This window comes from Rubrivivax gelatinosus, assembly GCF_016583785.1.
GTDB lineage: Bacteria > Pseudomonadota > Gammaproteobacteria > Burkholderiales > Burkholderiaceae_C > Rubrivivax > Rubrivivax gelatinosus_B.
The window spans coordinates 1-18648 of the sequence record NZ_NRRU01000040.1 but is presented as its reverse complement, the minus strand read 5'-3'; the positions used below and the strand labels follow the sequence as shown (position 1 = coordinate 18648).

Below are 18648 nucleotides of genomic sequence, written 5' to 3'. Positions count from 1 at the left end.
CTCAGCCTCGGGCGTCGAAATCGCAGATCGCGCCGGCCATCTTCGACAGCGCCAGCACCTGGTCGGCCGCGCCCAGACGGATGGCCTCCATCGGCATGCCGAAGACGACGCAACTGGCTTCGTCCTGGGCCAGCGTGCGCGCGCCGAGCCCATGCAGCAGCTTCATGCCGCGGGCACCGTCGTCGCCCATGCCGGTGAGCAGGATCGCCAGCGCGTCGCCGCCGGCGCATTCGGCGGCCGAGCGGAACAACACGTCCACCGACGGTTTGTGCCGGTTGACCGGCGGGCCATCGGCCACGACCGCGAAGTACTGGCCGCCGGCCTTGCGCAACTGCAGGTGCAGGCCGCCGGGCGCGATCAGCACCAGGCCGCGCTCGAGGCGGTCGCCGTCGCGCGCCTCGCGCACCCGCATCGCGCAGCAGCCGTCCAGCCGCTGCGCGTACATCTCGGTGAACTTCTCGGGCATGTGCAGCACGATGGCGATGCCCGGACCGTCGGCGGGCAGGCCCATCAGCACCGCCTCGATGGCCTGGGTCCCGCCGGTCGAGCTGCCGATCAGCACCGGCTTGTTCACCGCCAGGCCGTGGCGACCGGCCGGCGCCGGGCGCGGGGCCGCGTGCGCTGCGGCTCGCGCCGACGCCACGACGCGCGGACGCGTGCGCGCCGCCTGCTTCAGCACCTGCACCAGCTCGCGCCGCGAGTCCTCGAGATACTGCTTGAGCCCCAGCCGCGGCTTGGCTACCACCGCGACCGCGCCGGCGGCCAGCGCTTCCAGCGCCACCTGGCTGCCCTGCGTGCTCAGCGTCGAGCAGATGACGGTGGGAATCGGCGTCGTCGCCATCAGCTGGCGCAGAAAGGTCAGGCCGTCCATGCCCGGCATCTCGATGTCCAGCAGCAGCACGTCGGGCGGCGTGCGGCTGATCACGGGCGCGGCGATCAAGGCGTTGGGCGCGCTGCCCATCAGCACGATGTCGGGATCGCCCTGCAGCAGGTGCATCAAGGCCTGCCGCACCACGGCCGAGTCGTCGACGACGTAGACCTTGATCGCCATGGCTCAGGCGGCACTCATATCGCGACCGCGCTGACCTGCGGCGCCGCGTGGCCGACGGTCCAGCGCAGGCGGCGGTAGACCGCGCCGCCGAGATCGTGCGCCAGCACCGGGATGCCGTCGGCCGCCAGCGCGTTCAGCGCCCACCGCGCGTTGTCGTCGCCGACGCTCGTGGCCTGGACCAGATCGGGAAACATGTTGCCGCCGCCGTAGACATAGGCCTCGCACAGCTTGGGCGCGATGGAATGGGCGCGCAACAGCTGGTACATGCCGGCCAGGGCGACGCCGGCGTAAGCCGTGCTGGGCGGCCGGGCGCCGGAGGCCGGGCGCGCGTGCACGATGTGGCACATCACGCCGACGGTGCGGCGCGGGTCGGTCAGCACGATGGCCACGCACGAGCCGAGCAGCGTGTCCAGCCGCTCGCCCTGGGTGGCGAAGGCCAGGTCGCCGGGGTGCAGCGTGTGGACGACGGCGCTCACGGCGCTCACGACGGTCATGCGGCCAGGGCCTTGCGGAAGGCGCCGGGCGCCAGCGCCTGCAGCGGCGTGGCGCAGGACACGCGGCCTTCGGCCGTGCCCGTGAAGAACAGGCCGCCCGGGCGCAGCTGCGTCAGCACGCGGTCGACCACCGCACGTTTGGTCTCGGCGTCGAAGTAGATCAGCACGTTGCGCAGGAACACGACGTCGAAGGGGCCTATCGTCTCGATCGGCTGGCACAGGTTCAGCTGGCCGAAGCGCACGCGCTCGCTGAGTTTCGGGTGCATCTGCACCAGACCTTCGGACTCGCCCTCGCCGCGCAGGCAATAACGTTTCAGGCGCTGCGGCGTGACGTCGCGCAGCCGTTCCTGCGGGTAAACCGCAGCGCAAGCGCTGCGTAGCACGCGGTCGCTGATGTCGGTCCCCAGAATGGTCCAGTCGGCGCCGATCGAGCCCTGCTGTTGCAAGTCGGCCAGCAGCATCGCCGTGCTGTAGGCCTCGTCGCCGAAGGACGCGGCTGCGCTCCAGACGGCCAGCGTACGCGGGCGCTCGGCCAGCAGCTCACGCTGCAGCAGTTCGTAGTGCGCCGGTTCGCGAAAAAAGTAGGTCTCGTTGGTGGTCAGCAGGTCCACCGCCGTCTGGAACTCCTCGCCCTGCGGGTCGCCGGCGATCAGAGCCAGGTAGGCGTCGAAGTCCTCGATCTCCAGGCGCCGCAGGCGCGGCGTCAGGCGCGACGAGACCAGCGCCTTCTTGCTGTCGTTGAACGACAGCCCGACCGCCGCGTGCATCAGCGCAGCGAACTCGCGGAAGGTGCCATCGCTCAAGCCGCTCACCTCAGGCCTCCAACGCGCTTTGCGCCGATTCGCACAGGCCGGCCATCTCGTGCACGTCCAGCGCGCGGTCGGGCTCGATCAGGATGATGAAACGCGGGCCCACCTTGCCCATGCCGCGGATGAAGTCGCGGCGCACGGCGCCACCGAAGTCGGGCGCCGGCTCGATCTGGTCGGCTGCGATCTTGATCACCTCGCTGACCGAATCGACCAGCAGGCCCAGCTCGGTGCGCTCGCCGCTCTTGACGGTGTCGAAGATGACGATGCAGCTCTTCTTGCCGATGGCCGCCGGCGCCCGGCCGAAGCGGGCGTTCAGGTCGATCACGGGCACCACCGCGCCCCGCAGGTTGATGACGCCGCGCACGAAGCCCGGCATCAGGGGCAGCGCCGTCATCGGGCCGCACTGGATGATCTCGCGCACGCTGCGGATGTCCATGCCGAAGACTTCCTCGCCCAGCCAGAACGTCAGGAACTGGGCCGGCGCATGTCCGGCTGCGTCAGCGGTCGTGCTGCCGGCCGTGGCCGGCGTCGAGAGCTTGCTCATGGCGCGGCGCTCAATACGGGCGGAAGTTGCCGCGCGCGCCGGCGGCCGCGGCCACCCGCGCTGCCGGGGCGCTGGTCCTGGCCGTGGCGCGCGGCGGCGAGTTCGGCGCCCGCCGCTCGACCAGGGGGGCCGCAGGGGTGCGGCCACGTGCCGCCGGCGCCGCGTCGCTGCCCAGCGTGAAGAAGGCCACCGCCTCCTGCAACTGCTCGGCCTGGCCCGAGAGTTCTTCCGACGTCGCCGCCAGCTCTTCGGAGGCCGACGCGTTCTGCTGCGTGGCCTTGCTCAGCTGGCCCATCGCGCCGCCGATCTGGGTGACGGTCTGGCTCTGTTCCTGCGAGGCCGCGGCGATCTCCTGCACCAGCTCGGAGGTCTTCTGGATCGACGGCACGATCTCGTCGAGCAGCTTGCCCGCGCGCTCGGCGGTGGACACGCTGTTGCCGGCCAGGTCGCCGATCTCCTTGGCTGCTTCCTGGCTGCGCTCGGCGAGCTTGCGCACCTCGTCGGCGACGACCGCGAAGCCCTTGCCGTGCTCGCCGGCACGGGCGGCCTCGATCGCCGCGTTCAGCGCCAGCAGATTGGTCTGGTAGGCGATGTCGTCGATGATGCCGATCTTCTGCGCGATCTGCTTCATCGCGCTGACGGTCTGCGTCACCGCCTGGCCGCCATCGGCCGCTTCCTTGCTGGCCTTGGTGGCCATGTTGTCGGTGACGCGGGCGTTGTCGCTGTTCTGCGTGATCGACGCCGACATCAGGTCCACCGACGAGGTGGTCTCCTCGACCGACGAGGCCTGCTCGCTGGCCGACTGCGACAGCGACTGCGCGGTCGCGCTGACCTGGTTGGCGGCGCCGGTCAGCGCGCCGGCCGCGGCCCGCACCTCTTCGATGATGCTGGCCAGCTTGTCCGAGCTGGTGTTGGCGTCCTGCTTGACCTGGTCGAACACGCCTTCGGCATCACGCGTGATGCGCTGGGTCAGGTCGCCCTCGGCCATGCCCGAGAAGACGCGGCCGACGTCCTCGATGATCACGGCCAGCTTCTCGCTCGTGGCGTTGGCATCGCGCTTGACCTGGTCGAAGGTGCCGGCGTAGTCGCGGGTCACGCGCTGCGACAGGTCACCGGCGGCCAGCGCGCCGAAGATGCGGCCGACATCGGTGAAGATCACCGAGGTGGTATCGACCAGCTCGTTGACGCCGGCACACAGCGACTCGATCGGCCCGCTCTTGCCTTCCAGCGGCACACGCTTGCCGAGGTCGCCCTGCCGGGCCGCGGTCGTCACCACCTGCGTCTGCTCGACGGCCTCGCGCAGCATGCGGCTGGCGTTGACCTCGGCGGTGACATCGGTGGCGTACTTGACCACCTTGAAGGGCTTGCCGTTCATGTCCAGGATGGGGTTGTAGCTGGCCTGGATGAAGCACTCCCTGCCGCCCTTGCCGATGCGCTTGTACTGGCCGGCGTCGTATTCGCCGCGGCCCAGCTTCTCCCAGAACAGCCGGTAGTCCACGCTGTTGCGGTCGGCGGCGTCGACGAACATCGAATGGTGCTGGCCGACGACGTCGGAGAGCGAATAACCGAGCACCTGCAGGAAGTTGTCGTTGGCGCGCAGCACCTTGCCGTCCATGCCGAACTCGATCACGGCCTGGGCCTTGTCGATGGCCTTGAGCTGGCCTTCGTAGTCGGCGGCGCGCAGCTTGTCGGCGGTGATCACGGTGGCGTACTTGACGACCTTGATCGGCTTGCCGGCCTTGTCGATGATCGGGTTGTAGCTGGCCTGGATCCAGACCTCGCGGCCGTCCTTGCCGATGCGTTTGTACTGGCCGGCGTCGTACTCGCCGCGGTTGAGCTTGGCCCAGAAATGGCGGTACTCGGGGCTGGCGGCATAGGCCGGCTCGGCGAACAGGCTGTGGTGCTTGCCGACGATCTCCTGGCTGGCATAACCCAGCGCGCTGCAGAAGTTGTCGTTGGCCGCGAGCACGGTGCCGTCGAGCGCGAACTCGATCACCGCCTGCGCCCTGCCGACGGCGGCGATCTGCCCGCGCGAGTCGGCGTCGGCCGTCTCGCGTGCCAGCAGGTCGGTCTGCATCTGGCCCATCGCGGCCGTCACCTGGCCGATTTCGTCACCGCTGCCGGCGTCGATGACGTTGTCCAGCTTGCCGGCGGCCACGCCGCGGGCGATGCCCAGCAACTGGGCCAGGCGCCGCGTCAGGCTGCGCGACAGCCACAGCGCCACGGCGACGCTGAGGGTGATGGCCAGGCCGACGAGGATGAACGTCAGCATGCGGGCCTGGCTGACGGTGCTGCCGGCTTCGACGACCGCGCCTTCGACACTCTCCTTCTGATGCGCGGAGAACTTGTGGATCGCGTCGACGTAGGCCGCCAGCTGATCCCGCGCCCCGTCGAGCAAGACCTTGCGCGCACCGGCGATGTCGCCCGCCGCCGCCAGCCGCATGAAGGCCTCTTCCGATTCGGCGTAGACCGCGCGCTTGTCGAGCGCCGCCTTCAGCGCGGCCTTGCCGGCATCGCTGCGCACCGTCTTCGTGAACCCGGCGATGTTGGCGTCGATGGCCTTGTTCACTTCGGTCCAGGTCGCCAGCTCCTTCTTCACGTCGGCCGCGTCGGGCAGGATCACGATGTTGCGCATCGCGCGGCCGGTGATGTAGACGTCGCGTTCCCAGTCGTCCGACGCCAGCAGCTTGGGCATGCGCTCGTGGGTGATGTCGATCAGCGCGTCGTTGACGGACTCCAGGCTGCGGTAGCCGTTGAAGGCCACGGCTGCCATCAGAACGAGCACCGTGCCGAAGCCGAGCGCAAGCCGGCCGGATAACTTCATGTTGTCGAGTTTCACGTGGAGGCCTTTTGCGGTTGCGTGGCGTGGGCGGGCGCTACGCGGCTGCGCGAACCCGGGTCAGCGGAAATGGAGGGGTCTGCGGACACGGTGCAGACCTCGGAGAGGGGCGATGCGGGCCGGGGCGCCGCGTGCGGCCTGCCGGCCACGGCCAGTTCAGCCAGCGCCTGGACGTCGAAGATCAGCGCGACCTCGCCGGTGCCCAGGATCGAAGACCCCGAAATGCCGCGCAGGCTGCGCACCAGCAGACCCAGCGGCTTGATGACGGTCTGGTGCTGGCCCAGCAGCGCGTCGACCTGCACGCCGAAGCGGCTGCTGCCGTGGCGCAGCACGACGACGCTGCAGCGCTCGGAGCGCGCCGAATCCAGCGCGTACAGCGCGCGCAGGTCGACCACCGGCAGCATCTGGCCGCGCAGCTCGACGCAGCTGCGTCCGTTCGCGTCGGCGGTGGTCGTCGTGCGCCGCTGCGCGATGACCTCGACCACCGCGTCGAGCGGGAAGATGAACTTGGACGGGCCGACACCGACCAGGAAGCCGTCGATGATGGCCAGCGTCAGCGGCAGGCGGATCGCGATCGCCGAGCCCTGCCCGGCCTCGCTGGTGATCGCCACCGAGCCGCGCAAAGCCTCGATGTTGCGTCGCACCACGTCCATGCCGACGCCGCGGCCGCTGAGATTGGTCACGGTCTCGGCGGTGGAGAAACCGGGCTCGAAGATCAGCTTCAGGATCTCGTCCTCGGGCGGCTCGACGCCGGGCTCGACCAGCCCGCGATCCCAGGCGCGCTGCAGCACCTTGTCGCGCTGGATGCCGCGGCCGTCATCGCGGATGTGGATCAGGATGCTGCCCGACTCGTGGCAGGCGCTCAGGCTCAGCCGGCCCTGGGCCGGCTTGCCCGCGGCCAGCCGCTGCGCCGGCGTTTCCAGCCCATGGTCCAGGGCATTGCGCACCAGGTGCATCAGCGGGTCGGCGATGCGCTCGACCACGGCCTTGTCGAGCTCGGTATCGCCGCCGGCCAGCTCCAGCAGCACGTCCTTGCCGAGTTCGGACGCGGTGTCGCGCACGACGCGGCGAAAGCGCGCGAAGGTGTCGCCGATCGGCACCATGCGCAGCTGCAGCGTGTTGTTGCGCACGCCCTCGATCAGTCGCGTGATGCGCTGCGTGACCTCGACCAGGCCGCGCTGGCGGGTCTCGCGCGCCAGCATCGCCGCGCCGGCACCGGCGATGACGAGCTCGCCCAGCAGGTTGATGACCTCGTCCAGGCGGTCGGCGTGGACGCGGATGAAGCGGCCCTCGCCCGCCGGCGCGGCGGCCGCCGCCACGTCGCGTGTACGTTGCGGCGCTGCCGTCGCCGCGGCCGGCGCCGTGGCGACGGCAGCGGCGGCTTCACGCAGATCCAGCGTGCAGTCGTCGCGTACGAAAGCGAAGGCGCGCTCGATGTCCTCGCGCGGCGCCGCCGTGTCCAGGCAGAACGTGAAGCCGAGGTGGCAGCTCTCGGCGTCGAAGGCCTCGGCGCCGTCGGCAGCGTCGAGCGCCGGCACCGCCGCGCTGTCGCAGCTCAGGCCGCTCACCACGCCCAGGCCGCGCACGTAGTCGAGGATGGTCAACGGGTCCATGCCGTTGCGAAAGGTCTCGAGGCCGAAGCGCACCGCCACCTGCCAGCGCCGGGCGCCGGCGACTGCCGCGTCGGCGGCGCCGGGCGGCGCGGCCGAGGCCGGCGCGGGCGCATCGCCGCTGGCCGCCTGCAACTGCGCGACGATGGCCGCGCGCGCGGCCTGGACATCGTCCGCCTCGGCCTGGCCGTGTTCGGCGGCGTGCACCAGGGCGCGGATCTCGTCGTTGCTCAGCAGCAGCAGCGTGCTCAGCGCCGGGCTGAGCCGCAACTGGCCGGCGCGCAACCGCTCCAGCAGCGTCTCCACATGGTGCGTGAAGGCCACCACCGCATCCAGGCCGAAGACGCCGGCCGAACCCTTGATGGTGTGCGCGCAGCGGAACAGCGCCGCCAGCAGCTCGCTGTCGTCGGGCGCGTCCTCGAGCTGCAGCAGCAGCTGTTCGAGGGCTTCGATCTGCTCGTGCGCCTCGCTGATGAAGGCCGGCAGCGCTTCGGCGACGAAGCTCTGGTCGCTCTGGACGCGGCTCATGGCGTGGCCTCGGGAGCCTGGTCTTCGGCCAGCAGGTGCTCGGCGCCCAGTGCGCGGCAGGCCCGCATCAGCGCCGTGCTCGGCGCCACCAGCCGCAGCCGCTCACGGCCCAGCGAGTTGGACAGCGCCAGCAGCAGCTGCACGCCGGCGGCATCGACCTCTTCGACGGCGGCGGCGTCCAGGTACAGCGGCGGGGCGCCGGCCGCCGTGTCGGCGGCGGCGAGACAGCTGCGCAGGCGCGGCGCCCATTCGCCGACCGAACAGATGGTCAGATCGGCCGGCAGCGCCGCGGCGGGGATGGCGTGGTGCATGGCCGGCGCCTAGGGCAGGACCAGACGCGAGACGGCGTCGAGCAGCTGCGCCGGATCGAAGGGCTTGGTCAGCCAGGCCTTGGCTCCGGCGGCACGCGCCTGCTGGATCTTGGCGTCCTGGTTCTCGGTGGTCAGCATGATCACCGGCGTGAACTTGTGCTTGAGCTGTTGCTTGAGCTGGCTGACGAAGGTGATGCCGTCCATCGTCGGCATGTTCACGTCGCTGACGATCAGGTGCACCTTGGGCGCCTGCTCGAGTTGCGCCAGGCCGGCCTTGCCGTCGCCGGCTTCGATCACGGCATAACCCGCGCGCACCAGCGCCAGCTTCACCAGGACTCGCAGCGAACTCGAGTCGTCGACGATCAGAATGGTCTTGGCCATGGGAGGTCCGTTGCGGTGATCTAGAAGAAGATGGCCGTCGCCGCAGCGGGGGCGGCGGCAGGCGCGGGCGCGGCGCAGGCGGCCACGGCGGCGCTGCGAACGGCCGCCACCGGCGCCGCGCTGCGGCGCTGGTCGGGCATCGTGTAGTGCTGCTGCAGCTCGTCCAGCCAGACCTGGGCCGGCGGCAGCGGCCGGGCCTGTTCGAGCCCTTCGCTCATGCGGCCGATGTCGGCTTCGACCACCGTGATCAGCTGACTCACCCGGTCCTGGAACTGCAGGCCGATCATCAGGCTGTCGATTTCGCCGCGGATGACGCCGCCCTGCGTGCGCATGGTCTCGGACTTGCCGCTGATTTCGCGCACATGCGCCAGCACGTCCTCGATCACCTTGGCCGACAGCTCGATCGCGGTCTGGTCGTGTTCGGTGGCGTCGACGGCGGTCTGCGCCGTGGTGTGCATGATCGTCGCGACCTGCGCCATGCGCTCCGTGATGCGCTTGCCGGTCTTTGCCGACTCGTGCGACAGATCGCGGATCGCCTTGGCGATGACGGCAAAACCCCGGCCGGCCTCGCCGACACGGGCCGCCTCGATGGCGGCGTTGATGGCCAGCAGGTTGGTCTGCGCGGCGATATGGCCGACGCCGCTGGCCATGTCCTGCAACTCCGTGGTGGCGCGCGACAGCTCGTGCACGCTGGACACGAGCACACCCTTGCCGTCCAGGATGTGCTTCATCGAAGCCACCAGCGGCTGCAGTTCGCGCTCGCACAGCGTGAGCAGGCTTATCGTGGTCTCGTCGGGGTCGAGCGCGGCTGCGTTCGTGCCCTTGAAGCCCGCGGCCTCGAACTGCTCGGTGATCGACGCGAAGCTCTGCGCCAGCCGATGCACCGCCTCTTCGGTCTGGGTTCTGACGCTGCCGGCGTGCTGAAGCCAGACCGGCAGCACCGCCTGCAGCAAGGGCGCAAGCGATTCGTTCGGCCCGGTTCCGGCGCCCGGCTCGGCCGGCACCTGGTCCACGGCCACAGGGCCGCCGGCGCGCCAGGCCAGCAGGCCGCTGGCAACGGCCACACCCAGCGCCGCGATCAGCTCCAGCGCGCCCGGGTGTCCGCCCAGCAGCGGCAGTGCCGCGCAACACGAGGCGCCCAGCGCCAGGACCACGTTCAGGTTGCGACGCCCGGCGTTCATGCGAACTCCTCGTCGAGGCGGGCCGACGCCTGCTCCAGCAGCGCCGGCATCGCCTGGACGATCGTGCTGGCCTGCTGCAGCGAGCCCTGCTCGCGCAGGTCCTCCAGCGCCTGGCACCGATCGGCAAAGCCGAGCGCACCCACCATGCGCGCCGAAGCCTTCAGGCGATGCCCCAGATCGGCCAGCGCGCACAGGTCGCCCTGCTCCAGCGCGGCGTGCAACTCGGCCAGCGTCTGCGCAATGGACTCCTGGAACATCGAGGCATAGCGGCGCATGCGCTGCGGGTTGCCGGCCACGTTGTGCGCCAGAACCGCCAGGTCGAAGGACGGCGCCTCGGGCTCCACGGGCCGCGCCTGGCCCAGCCAGCGGGCGACCGTGGCGTACAGGTGTGCAGGATTGAAGGGCTTGCCGATGAAGTCGACCATGCCGGCGTCGAGGCAGCGCAGGCGGTCGTGCTCGCTGGCGTTGGCCGTCACGGCGATCACGGGGATGGCCGCGGCCGCGGGCATGGCCTTGATCAGCCGCGTGGCCTGCAGGCCGTCGAGCACCGGCATCTGCAGGTCCATCAGCACGCAGTCGAAGGCCTGCCGCTGCAGCCATTCGACGGCTTGCTGGCCGTTCGAGGCCAGGTCGACCTGGGCGCCGAGGTCCTGAAGCAGGTCCATAGCGACACGCTGGTTGAGCAGGTTGTCGTCGACGACGAGGACACGCGCGCCGCGGATCACGGCCAGGTCCGGCGCCGCGGGTTCGACGGCGACGCCCTGGGTGGCCACGGACACCGGCACGCTGAACCAGAAGGTGCTGCCGACGCCGGGCTGGCTGTGCACGCCGACTTCGCCACCCATCAGCGTGGCCAGCTGGCGGCAGATCGCGAGCCCCAGCCCGGTGCCGCCATGGCGGCGCGTCGTCGACGCATCGGCCTGGTGGAAAGACTGGAACAGGCCGGCGGCGTCGGCCGCCGTCAGGCCGGGTCCCTGGTCGCTGACCTCGAAGCGCAGGCCGCAGCCAGGCGCCGCACCGTCTGGCGCCATGGCTCGCACCCGGACCTCGCCCCGGCAGCTGAACTTGACGGCGTTGCCGACGAAGTTCAGCAGCACCTGGTGGATGCGCAGGGCGTCGCCGCGATAGCGTTCGGCCAGACCGTCGTCGCACTGGAAGACCAGGCTCAGGCCCTTGTCCAGCGCGGCCGGAGTCGTCTGGCCGGCCAAGGCGGCCAGCAGCTCGGCGAGCACGAAGTCGGTCTCTTCCAGTTGCAGCTTGCCCGCTTCGATCTTGGAGAAGTCGAGGATGTCGTTGACGATGCCCAGCAGATGCTGGCCGGCGAACTGGATCTGCTCCAGGCATTCGCGCTGGCGCTCGTTGGGGTCGGCCTTGAGCGCCAGGTGGACCATGCCGATCACGCCGCTGAGCGGCGTGCGGATCTCATGGCTCATGTTCGACAGGAAGGCGCTCTTGGCACGGTTGGCGGTGTCGGCGCTTTGCACGGCGGCCTGCAGCTCGCTGGTGCGGTGCACGATGCGCGCCTCGAGCGTGTCGTTGAGCGCACGCAGCTGCGTGGCGGCACGCCAGTGTTCGGTGACGTCGCGAAAGCTGATGACGTGGCCGGCCTGGCGGCCGTTGATGCGGAAGGGGCGGATCTGGCGCTCGAGGTGGCGGTCGTCGGGCAGCTCGATGGCGTCGAAGCGGTCAGGGGCTTCGCCGCGCGCCAGCGCCGCGTCGAGTTCGAGGCGGTGGGTTTCGGGGTGCAGCACACGCGCCTGCAACAGGTCGAACACCGTCGTCTCGTCGCGGCACGCGGCCATCGTCTCCGCGGTCAGGCTCCACATCGCCAGAAAGGGCGCGTTGAAGAGGCTGACCCGGCCGTTGAAGTCCGTCACCAGGATGCCCGCGGCAGCGGACTCCAGCGTCGCCGCCAGCAGCGCGCTGGTGCGTGAAAAGCCCAGATGGGTCTTGACGCGCGCCCGCACCACGGCCGGGCTGATCGGCTTGACGATGAAGTCCACGGCGCCCAGTTCGAGCCCGCGGGTCTCCATGTCCGGGTCGTCCTGGGCGGTGACGAAGACGACCGGAATGTCGCGCGTCAGCGGGTCGGCCTTGAGCCGACGGCAGACCTCGTGGCCGCCCATCCCGGGCATCACCACATCCAGCAGCACCAGGTCGGGCAGGTGGGCGCGGCACATCTGCACGGCTTGCGCACCGCCGGTGGCCATCAGCACCTGGTGATCGGCGCCGAACACCTGGTGCAGCACCTGGATGTTCAGCATCTGATCGTCGACGACGAGCAGGGTGGGACGGCGCGGCCCTGCGGCGCGCACGGGAGAGGTCGACATGACGGCGTGGCCGGAACTCAGAGCAGCTGCGCCAGCGCGGCAGCCAGGGCCGGCGCACTGACGGGCTTGTTCAGCAAGGCCAGCACATTCAGGCGGTGAAAACGCGCCATCAGCGAAGCCGAGTTCATCACCCGGGCCTCCATGCCCGAGACCAGCACCACGCCGCCGGCGTACTTGCGCGAAGCCAGGACCTCCATGAACTGGAAGCCGTCGCCACCGGGCATCTTCAGGTCGCACAGGATCACGTCGGGCGGCGGCAGCAGGCGGTCGAAGGCGATGGTCGCCTCGGCACCGCTGGTGGCCGTCGTGACGCCGTGCACGCCCAGGTCTCCCAGCAGGTCGGCCAGCACCGTCAACATGAACTTGTCGTCGTCCACCAGCAGGGCGCGCATCGCCGACACGGGCCGCCTGGCCACCGGGGTGGCGAGGGCTCCGCAACCGCCGGGCAACTGCATCTTGCTATGGGGCATGGCGCCAGACCTGATTCTTGAAGGCAAAGCCGATGCTTAGTTTTCGACCTCGCCTGGAATCACTTTAGATGTTTTAAAGTATTTGGATGTTTCCAAATACGGCTGCGCCAGGCCGGCTCGACCGAGCGGGAACGGGCGGCCGCCGCGGCGGCGCACGCTTCAGGCCTGCGCTGCTTCCAGCAGTTGCCGGCACAGCTGCAGCGCGTGCTCGAAGTCCAGCGCGCCGACGGCGTCGGCCAAGGGCTGCAGGCCCCCGTCTTGGGTGCCGCCGTGGCGTCGCTGCAGCGCGTCGACGCTGTCGGTCGCGGCCATGTCGCCTTGGCCGAGCTGCGTGCACAGGCTGAGCAGGTCCTGCGCGTAGGCCGCGGCGTCACCCGCCGTCGGCGCGGCGTCCGCTGGGCGCTGCGGCAGGGCCTGCAGCCGCTGCAGCAAGGCCTGCAGCGCTGGGCACGCCGCGTCGATGGCGCGGCAGGCGTCGGCGAGCGCGGCTGCCGCGCCATCGGCCGGGACCGATGGCCCGCACAGCGCCGCCAGGCGCTTCTCGCTCCGCGCCGCCTCGTCGGCCAGGTCGACGGCACCGAGCGTCGCCGCCTGGCCCTTCAGGTCGTGCAGCAGGCGCACGGCAGCCGGCAGTTCGGCCTGCTCGAGGTGGCCGCGCAGCCGCCCCGGCATCGAGGCCAGGTCGCGGACGAAGGCGCGCAGCATGCGCTGGTAGATGTCGACGCGCGCGCCCAGGCGCTGCAGCGCAGGCCCGATGACGATGCCCGCCGCCACGGCCGCGTCCAGCACCACCATCGGCAGCGCCGCCGGCAAGGCGGCAGGCAGCGGCGGCGGCGCTGCGGGCCCGGCCGGCGCCTTCCCGGCATGGCGGCAGAGGACGTGCACCAGATGGTCCAGATCGAAAGGCTTGCCGACATGGTCGTTCATGCCGGCGGCGAGGCAGGCCTGACGGTCCACGGCCATCACGTTCGCCGTCATCGCCACGATGGGCAGGACCTGCGGCCCGCGCTCCCGGCGGATCAGCCGCGTCGCGGTGAAGCCGTCCATCACCGGCATCTGCAGGTCCATCAGCACCAGGTCGAACGGCGGCTGCGCCTGGGCCACGGCCGCCAGCGCCTGCTGCCCGTCACCGGCCAGGCAGACCTCCGCACCCTCGGCCTCCAGCAACTCGCGCGCGACCTGCTGGTTGTCGGCGTTGTCTTCCACCAGCAGCAGGCGCAGGCCCGCAAGGCGCCGCCGGGCGCTGACCCGGCGCGGCCACCCCAGCGGCACCGGCAGCAGCGGCGCGGCGCCGTCGGCCACAGCGAGCGTCAGCTCGAAGTGAAAGCGGCTGCCCTGATCCAGCGCGCTGTCCAGCCCGAGCCGGCCGCCCATCAGCAGCACCAGCTGCTGGCTGATGGCCAGCCCCAGGCCGGTGCCACCGAAACGCCGCGTGATCGAGGCATCCGCCTGGCTGAAGCCGATGAACACACGTTCGTGGTTCTCGGCCGCGATGCCGATGCCGGAGTCGCGCACGGCCACCTGCAGCCTCACCTCGGCTTCGTCGCGCCGCGCGGCCTGCATCGACAGCACGACTTCGCCGACGGCGGTGAACTTGATGGCATTGCTCAGCAGGTTCATCAGCACCTGCTTCAGGCGGAACGCGTCGCCGACCAGCCGCTGCGGGATCGTGGGGTCGATGTCCAGCCGCAGCGTCACCGGCTTGACGCCCAGGCTCGCCGACATCAGCGAGCCGACGTCCTGAAGCAGTTCGTCCAGCCTGAAGGGCTGCGGGTCCAGCACCATCTTGCCGGCCTCCGACTTGGAGAAGTCGAGGATCTCGTTGAGCAGCCGCAGCAGCGAACGCGCGGCGCGTTCGGTCCGGTCGGCGTAGCCGGCCTGGTGCGCCGTCAGCGCCGTCTGCTGCAGCAGTGTGAGCATGCCCAGGATGGCGTTCATCGGCGTGCGGATCTCGTGGCTGATGTTGGCCAGGAACTGGCTCTTGGCGACGTTGGCCGCCTCGGCCGCCTGCATCGCGTCGCGCAGCGCCTGTTCAGCGAGCCGCTGCGGCGTGACATCGATGTTCACGCCCGTCATCCGGACCGGCAGCCCGGCGGCGTCGCGCACGACGTGGGCGGCGGCCTGGATATGCCGCAGCTCGCCATCGGCGCGGAAGATGCGGAACTCGGGCTTGAAGCTGCCCTGGCCGGCCATCGCTGCCTGCAAGTCGGCCAGCACACGCTCGGCGTCCTGCGGATGCAGGTGGCTGGTCCAGAGATCCAGCGCTGTGACGCTCGCATCGCGACGGATGCCGTAGATGCGGTAGCAGATGTCGTCCCAGTCGACCGTGCCGCGGACCGGGTCGTACTCCCAGACGCCGATGCCGGCGCTGTCGGCGGCCAGGCGCAGACGCTCGGTCTGCGTCTGCAAGGCACGCTCGGCCAGCTTGCGCGCCGTGATGTCGCTGTGGGTCACCACGATGCCGCCACCGGGCAGCGGCGCGACCGATCGCTCCACCGTCATGCCGTTGGGACGGATGCGCTCCGAGAGATACACCGCCGTGCACCCGCGAGCTTTGTCCAGGATGGACTGCACCGTGGCCTCGGCACCCGTGTCGCCGTACTCGCCTTGAGCCGCGCTGAAGCGCAGCACCTCCTCCAGGCCGATGCCGGGCCGCTGGCACAAGGCAGCCGGCAGATCGAGCAGGCGCTGGTGCTCGCCGTTGCTGGCCAGGAGCTTCAGGTCGCGGTCGTAGGCGCTCAGCCCGCAGGGCAGGTGCTCGAGCACGCTGCCCAGCAGTTCGCTCTGGCGGCGCAGTTCGTCTTCCAGCGCACGGCGCGCGCTGATGTCCTTGAAGGCGCCGATCAGGCGCACGGTGCGGCCGTCGACGAGTTCCGGCTCGGCGACAGCGCGCACCCAGATGGAGCGGCCGGTGGCGGTGGTCAGCGGCAGTTCGAGATCGAAGCCCGCGCCACTGGCGATGCTGGCGCGCACCGCGCGTTCGACCACCGGCTGCACCTCGGGCGCGTAGAAGCGGATGCCGTCCTCCAGGCTCGGGCGGTAGCCGGGCTCGACGTCGTGGATGCGGCAGGTCTGGTCGGTCCACCGTACCGTCTGCGTGGCGATGTCCAGCGTCCAGCCGCCGACGCCCGCGATGCGGCCGGTGGCGTCGAGCAAGGCCTGGCTGGCGCGCAGTTCGTCTGCCGCCTGAAGCCGCGCGCTGATGTCGCGCGAGACGCCGACCGTGGCCACGACCTGCCCCTGGCTGTCGAAGATCGGCGACTTGACGGTGTGCCATTGCTGCACCACGCCGTCGAAACGTGTCACCTGTTCGTCGGCGACGTCCAGTGCCTGGCCCGAGCTGAACACCTGGGCGTCGTCGCGCAGGTACTGCTGCGTCAGGTCGGGCTCGACGAAGGGAGCGTCGACCAGGCCCTGCAGTTGCGCGAAGTCCATGCCGTAGTAGTCGAGGAACGCCCGGTTGGCCCAGATGATCTTCGAGTCGGCGCCCTTGACCAGGATGGCCTCCGACACCGCGTTGAGCACCTGGCGGTTCATGTCCAGCTTGATGTTCTGCGCCTGCAGATCGAGTTCGGCGCGGCGGCGCTCGCTGATGTTGGCGTGCGACACCACCGCGCCGCGGCCGTCGCTGCCCAGCGGCGTGACGGTGACGCTGAACCAGCGCTGCTCGCGCGGCGAGTGGCAGGGATACTCCATGCAGAAGCGCGGCAGCCGGCCCTCGAGCACGGCGGCGATGCCGGCACGCGCGGCGTGCGCGTCATCCGCACCGTCGGTGGTTTGGCCCTGCGGCTGGCAGATGCCGAGGTAGTTCGCACCGACACCGGTGCCGGCCGCCGCCCGGCCATCGGGCGGGCTGTTCTCGCGGGCGAAGCGCAGCCAGGGCTCGTTGACGGCGATGATCACGCCGTCGCGGTCGAGCACCGCGATCTCGGCGCTGACCGAGTTGAGGATCGACAGGTTGAGGGCCTCGGACTCGCGCAGCAGCGTCTCGGCGCGCTTGCGCTCGCTGATGTCCATGTGCGTGCCCGCCATGAGCCGGGGCTGGCCGTCGGCGGCACGGCTGAAGATCTTGCCGCGCGACAGCACCCAGGCCCAGCGCCCGTCTTTGTGGCGCACCCGCAGTTCGCACTCGTAGCCGGGAAGCTCGGCCGCGGCATGGCGGCGCATCAGCGCGGCCGACCGGGCCAGGTCGCGGCGGTGCGTCATGCGGCGCAGGCTGGCCAGCGAGGTCGGGCCCAGCTCCTCGAGCGTGTAGCCGACGATCTGCGCGCAACGTTCGTCGACGACGATGGCGCCGGTCTCGAGGTTCCACTCCCAGGTGCCGACGTCGGTGCCCTCGATGATCTTGAGCAGCCGCTCGCGCTCGCGAGCGAGCGTGCGCCCGGCTGCGCGGCTGGCCGCCAGCGCAAGCAGTGCCCCGGCCAAGGCCACGAGCACCAGCAGGCCCAGCACGGCAGGAAGTAGGCTCATCGAAGGTCCCGCCGGGTGGGGGCAGCAGCAGCCCGGCGGGAGTATTCCGGCCGGGCGCCATGCCTTGCCCCGTTCATCGGCCGTAGCCGGATGGACTTGAAGACGGAACGCTCGCGGCTCCGCCTTGTGCCCAGTAGTGCCGCTGCGCCTCGGCCCGCGTCCCGGGACGCGGGGCGGCGGCCAGCGGCAGCGCGTGAGACGGCCGGCGAGGCCGCGCACGAAACCTTCCTCGTCGCGCGACGCAGGCGCGCCCGTGCACGAGCAGGACCTGGCAGCTCCAGGCCTGCAGCGGGCGCCAGGCGCCGTCAGCCCAGCCGCAGCGACAGCTCGACGTCGGCACCGAAGGGCAGCGACAGCCAGCCCGAGCCCGGCGCGCGCACCAAGGCCAGGTAGTCGGGACAGTCGTCGGCGTTGTCGGCGACGACCAGCGCGCCCGGGCGCAGCTGCGGCAGCACCAGCGCCAGCACCTCGGGGTACAGCGCCTTGGCGCCGTCCAGCAGCAGCAGGTCGACCACCGGCGGCAGGCCGGCGGCCAGCGTCTGCAGCGCGTCGCCTTCGCGGATCTCCACGCCGTCGGCCAGGCCGGCGGCGGAGAGGTTGTCCCGGGCGCGGGCCACCTTGCCGGGCTCGAACTCGCTGCCGATCAGCCGGCCGCCGCCGTTGTCGCGCAGCGCCGCGGCCAGGTGCAGCGTCGACAGGCCGAACGAGGTGCCGAACTCGACCACCGTGCGCGCGCCGGTGGCACGTGCCAGCAGGTACAGCAGCCGGCCGGTCTCGCGCGAGACGGGCAGCGGCTGGTCCTTCAGGCGGGCGTAGAGCTCGCGGTAGCCGCTGCGGCTGCGCACGGCGGCGGCCTGTTCGTCGGGCGAGAGGCCGGCCAGCAGCGCGTGCAACGCCGGCAGCGCGGCGTCGGCTTCGGCGAAGAGGCGGTCCAGCAGGGGCGCCAGCGGCGCGGTGTCCAGGGTGTTCATGCACGGTCTTTCAAGAGGGGAGTGCCGTGAATAATATGAAGCACTCTTCACATTCGCCATTCGCGTTCCGGGAGCCGAACATGACCGAGCCACGCCAACCGCCCATCACCTCGCGCCGACGGCCCAAACAAGCCCGTTCCAACGACCTGGTGAGCGCCATCCTGCAGGCGGCGGTTCAGGTTCTGACCCGGGAAGGCGCGCGCCGCTTCACGACCACACGCGTGGCCGAACGTGCCGGCGTCAGCGTCGGCTCGATCTACCAGTACTTCCCGAACAAGGCGGCGATCCTGTTCCGGCTGCAGAGCGACGAGTGGCGCAGCACCAGCGAGATGCTGGCGCGACTGCTGGAAGACCGCCGCCGCCCGCCGCGCGAGCGCCTGCGGCGGCTGGTGCACGCCTTCCTGAAGTCCGAATGCGAGGAAGCGGCGATCCGCGGGGCGCTGGACGATGCGGCGCCGCTGTACCGGGATGCGCCCGAGGCGCTGGACACACGCGCGGCCGGCGAACGTGCGCTGCGGGCGTTTGTCGACGAGGTGATGCCGCAGGCTCCTGAAGCGCGGCGCGCGCTGGCGGCGGAGCTGATCACGACGACGCTGAGTGCGGTGGGCAAGCGGGTGTCGGAGACGGGGAGGTCTCAGGCGCGGGTGCGGGCGATGGGG

The 18648-nt window shown here is 70.8% G+C and carries 13 protein-coding genes and 2 pseudogenes; 1 reads left to right on the top strand and 14 read right to left on the bottom strand.

Annotated features, from left to right (window positions below):
• Position 1: 1 nt before the first annotated feature.
• The 14 genes and pseudogenes from CKO43_RS12210 to CKO43_RS12150 form a co-directional block, all read right to left on the bottom strand.
• Positions 2 to 1051, bottom strand: a complete 1050-nt coding sequence (locus CKO43_RS12210; protein ID WP_200378799.1) for a protein-glutamate methylesterase/protein-glutamine glutaminase — start codon at positions 1049 to 1051, stop codon at positions 2 to 4.
• A 14-nt stretch (positions 1052 to 1065) separates the two neighbouring features.
• Complete coding sequence (locus tag CKO43_RS12205) at positions 1066 to 1545, bottom strand: chemotaxis protein CheD (protein WP_200378798.1); 480 nt, start codon at positions 1543 to 1545, stop codon at positions 1066 to 1068.
• On the bottom strand, positions 1542 to 2357 hold the full coding sequence (locus tag CKO43_RS12200; protein WP_200378797.1) for a CheR family methyltransferase: 816 nt from the start codon (positions 2355 to 2357) through the stop codon (positions 1542 to 1544). Before CKO43_RS12200 ends, CKO43_RS12205 begins: the two co-directional genes overlap by 4 nt.
• Position 2358: 1 nt before the next feature.
• Positions 2359 to 2898 carry a chemotaxis protein CheW gene (locus CKO43_RS12195; RefSeq protein WP_200378796.1) on the bottom strand — a complete coding sequence of 180 codons (540 nt, stop codon included), beginning with the start codon at positions 2896 to 2898 and terminating at the stop codon, positions 2359 to 2361.
• Positions 2899 to 2908: 10 nt separating this feature from the next.
• Positions 2909 to 3736: pseudogene (locus tag CKO43_RS26430) on the bottom strand (methyl-accepting chemotaxis protein); the annotation flags it as partial.
• Positions 3737 to 4210: 474 nt separating this feature from the next.
• A pseudogene (locus CKO43_RS26425) lies at positions 4211 to 5722 on the bottom strand (PAS domain-containing protein); the annotation flags it as partial.
• An 11-nt stretch (positions 5723 to 5733) separates the two neighbouring features.
• On the bottom strand, positions 5734 to 7875 hold the full coding sequence (locus tag CKO43_RS12185) for a chemotaxis protein CheA (RefSeq protein ID WP_200378794.1): 2142 nt from the start codon (positions 7873 to 7875) through the stop codon (positions 5734 to 5736).
• The gene (locus tag CKO43_RS12180) at positions 7872 to 8186 is read right to left on the bottom strand and encodes an STAS domain-containing protein (protein ID WP_200378793.1); all 315 of its coding nucleotides are present in this window, start codon (positions 8184 to 8186) and stop codon (positions 7872 to 7874) included. The genes CKO43_RS12185 and CKO43_RS12180 overlap by 4 nt, the downstream gene beginning before the upstream one ends.
• A 9-nt stretch (positions 8187 to 8195) precedes the next feature.
• On the bottom strand, positions 8196 to 8567 hold the full coding sequence (locus tag CKO43_RS12175) for a response regulator (RefSeq protein WP_200230174.1): 372 nt from the start codon (positions 8565 to 8567) through the stop codon (positions 8196 to 8198).
• 20 nt (positions 8568 to 8587) lie between these two features.
• The gene (locus CKO43_RS12170) at positions 8588 to 9748 is read right to left on the bottom strand and encodes a methyl-accepting chemotaxis protein (protein ID WP_200378792.1); all 1161 of its coding nucleotides are present in this window, start codon (positions 9746 to 9748) and stop codon (positions 8588 to 8590) included.
• Positions 9745 to 12078, bottom strand: coding sequence for a response regulator (locus CKO43_RS12165; RefSeq protein ID WP_200378791.1), 2334 nt, complete (start codon positions 12076 to 12078; stop codon positions 9745 to 9747). The genes CKO43_RS12170 and CKO43_RS12165 overlap by 4 nt, the downstream gene beginning before the upstream one ends.
• 17 nt (positions 12079 to 12095) lie before the next feature.
• Positions 12096 to 12470: a response regulator gene (locus tag CKO43_RS12160; RefSeq protein ID WP_200378790.1), complete on the bottom strand. Its 375-nt coding sequence runs from the start codon at positions 12468 to 12470 to the stop codon at positions 12096 to 12098.
• A gap of 237 nt (positions 12471 to 12707) precedes the next feature.
• The gene (locus tag CKO43_RS12155) at positions 12708 to 17018 is read right to left on the bottom strand and encodes a PAS domain-containing protein (RefSeq protein WP_200378789.1); all 4311 of its coding nucleotides are present in this window, start codon (positions 17016 to 17018) and stop codon (positions 12708 to 12710) included.
• A 305-nt stretch (positions 17019 to 17323) separates the two neighbouring features.
• Complete coding sequence (locus CKO43_RS12150) at positions 17324 to 17989, bottom strand: O-methyltransferase (RefSeq protein ID WP_200378788.1); 666 nt, start codon at positions 17987 to 17989, stop codon at positions 17324 to 17326.
• 80 nt (positions 17990 to 18069) lie between these two features.
• Between CKO43_RS12150 and CKO43_RS12145 the strand changes: the two genes are divergently transcribed.
• On the top strand, positions 18070 to 18648 hold a 579-nt coding region (locus CKO43_RS12145), incomplete at its 3' end, for a TetR family transcriptional regulator (protein ID WP_200230187.1).

What these genes read in the sequence shown, in the direction of transcription:
- CKO43_RS12185 (WP_200378794.1), bottom strand. Translation starts at nt 7,875, where the DNA reads ATGAGCCGCGTCCAGAGCGACCAGAGCTTCGTCGCCGAAGCGCTGCCG.
- CKO43_RS12155 (WP_200378789.1), bottom strand. Translation starts at nt 17,018, where the DNA reads ATGAGCCTACTTCCTGCCGTGCTGGGCCTGCTGGTGCTCGTGGCCTTG.
- CKO43_RS12210 (WP_200378799.1), bottom strand. Translation starts at nt 1,051, where the DNA reads ATGGCGATCAAGGTCTACGTCGTCGACGACTCGGCCGTGGTGCGGCAG.
- CKO43_RS12150 (WP_200378788.1), bottom strand. Translation starts at nt 17,989, where the DNA reads ATGAACACCCTGGACACCGCGCCGCTGGCGCCCCTGCTGGACCGCCTC.
- CKO43_RS12160 (WP_200378790.1), bottom strand. Translation starts at nt 12,470, where the DNA reads ATGCGCGCCCTGCTGGTGGACGACGACAAGTTCATGTTGACGGTGCTG.
- CKO43_RS12195 (WP_200378796.1), bottom strand. Translation starts at nt 2,898, where the DNA reads ATGAGCAAGCTCTCGACGCCGGCCACGGCCGGCAGCACGACCGCTGAC.
- CKO43_RS12180 (WP_200378793.1), bottom strand. Translation starts at nt 8,186, where the DNA reads ATGCACCACGCCATCCCCGCCGCGGCGCTGCCGGCCGATCTGACCATC.
- CKO43_RS12170 (WP_200378792.1), bottom strand. Translation starts at nt 9,748, where the DNA reads ATGAACGCCGGGCGTCGCAACCTGAACGTGGTCCTGGCGCTGGGCGCC.
- CKO43_RS12165 (WP_200378791.1), bottom strand. Translation starts at nt 12,078, where the DNA reads ATGTCGACCTCTCCCGTGCGCGCCGCAGGGCCGCGCCGTCCCACCCTG.
- CKO43_RS12175 (WP_200230174.1), bottom strand. Translation starts at nt 8,567, where the DNA reads ATGGCCAAGACCATTCTGATCGTCGACGACTCGAGTTCGCTGCGAGTC.
- CKO43_RS12205 (WP_200378798.1), bottom strand. Translation starts at nt 1,545, where the DNA reads ATGACCGTCGTGAGCGCCGTGAGCGCCGTCGTCCACACGCTGCACCCC.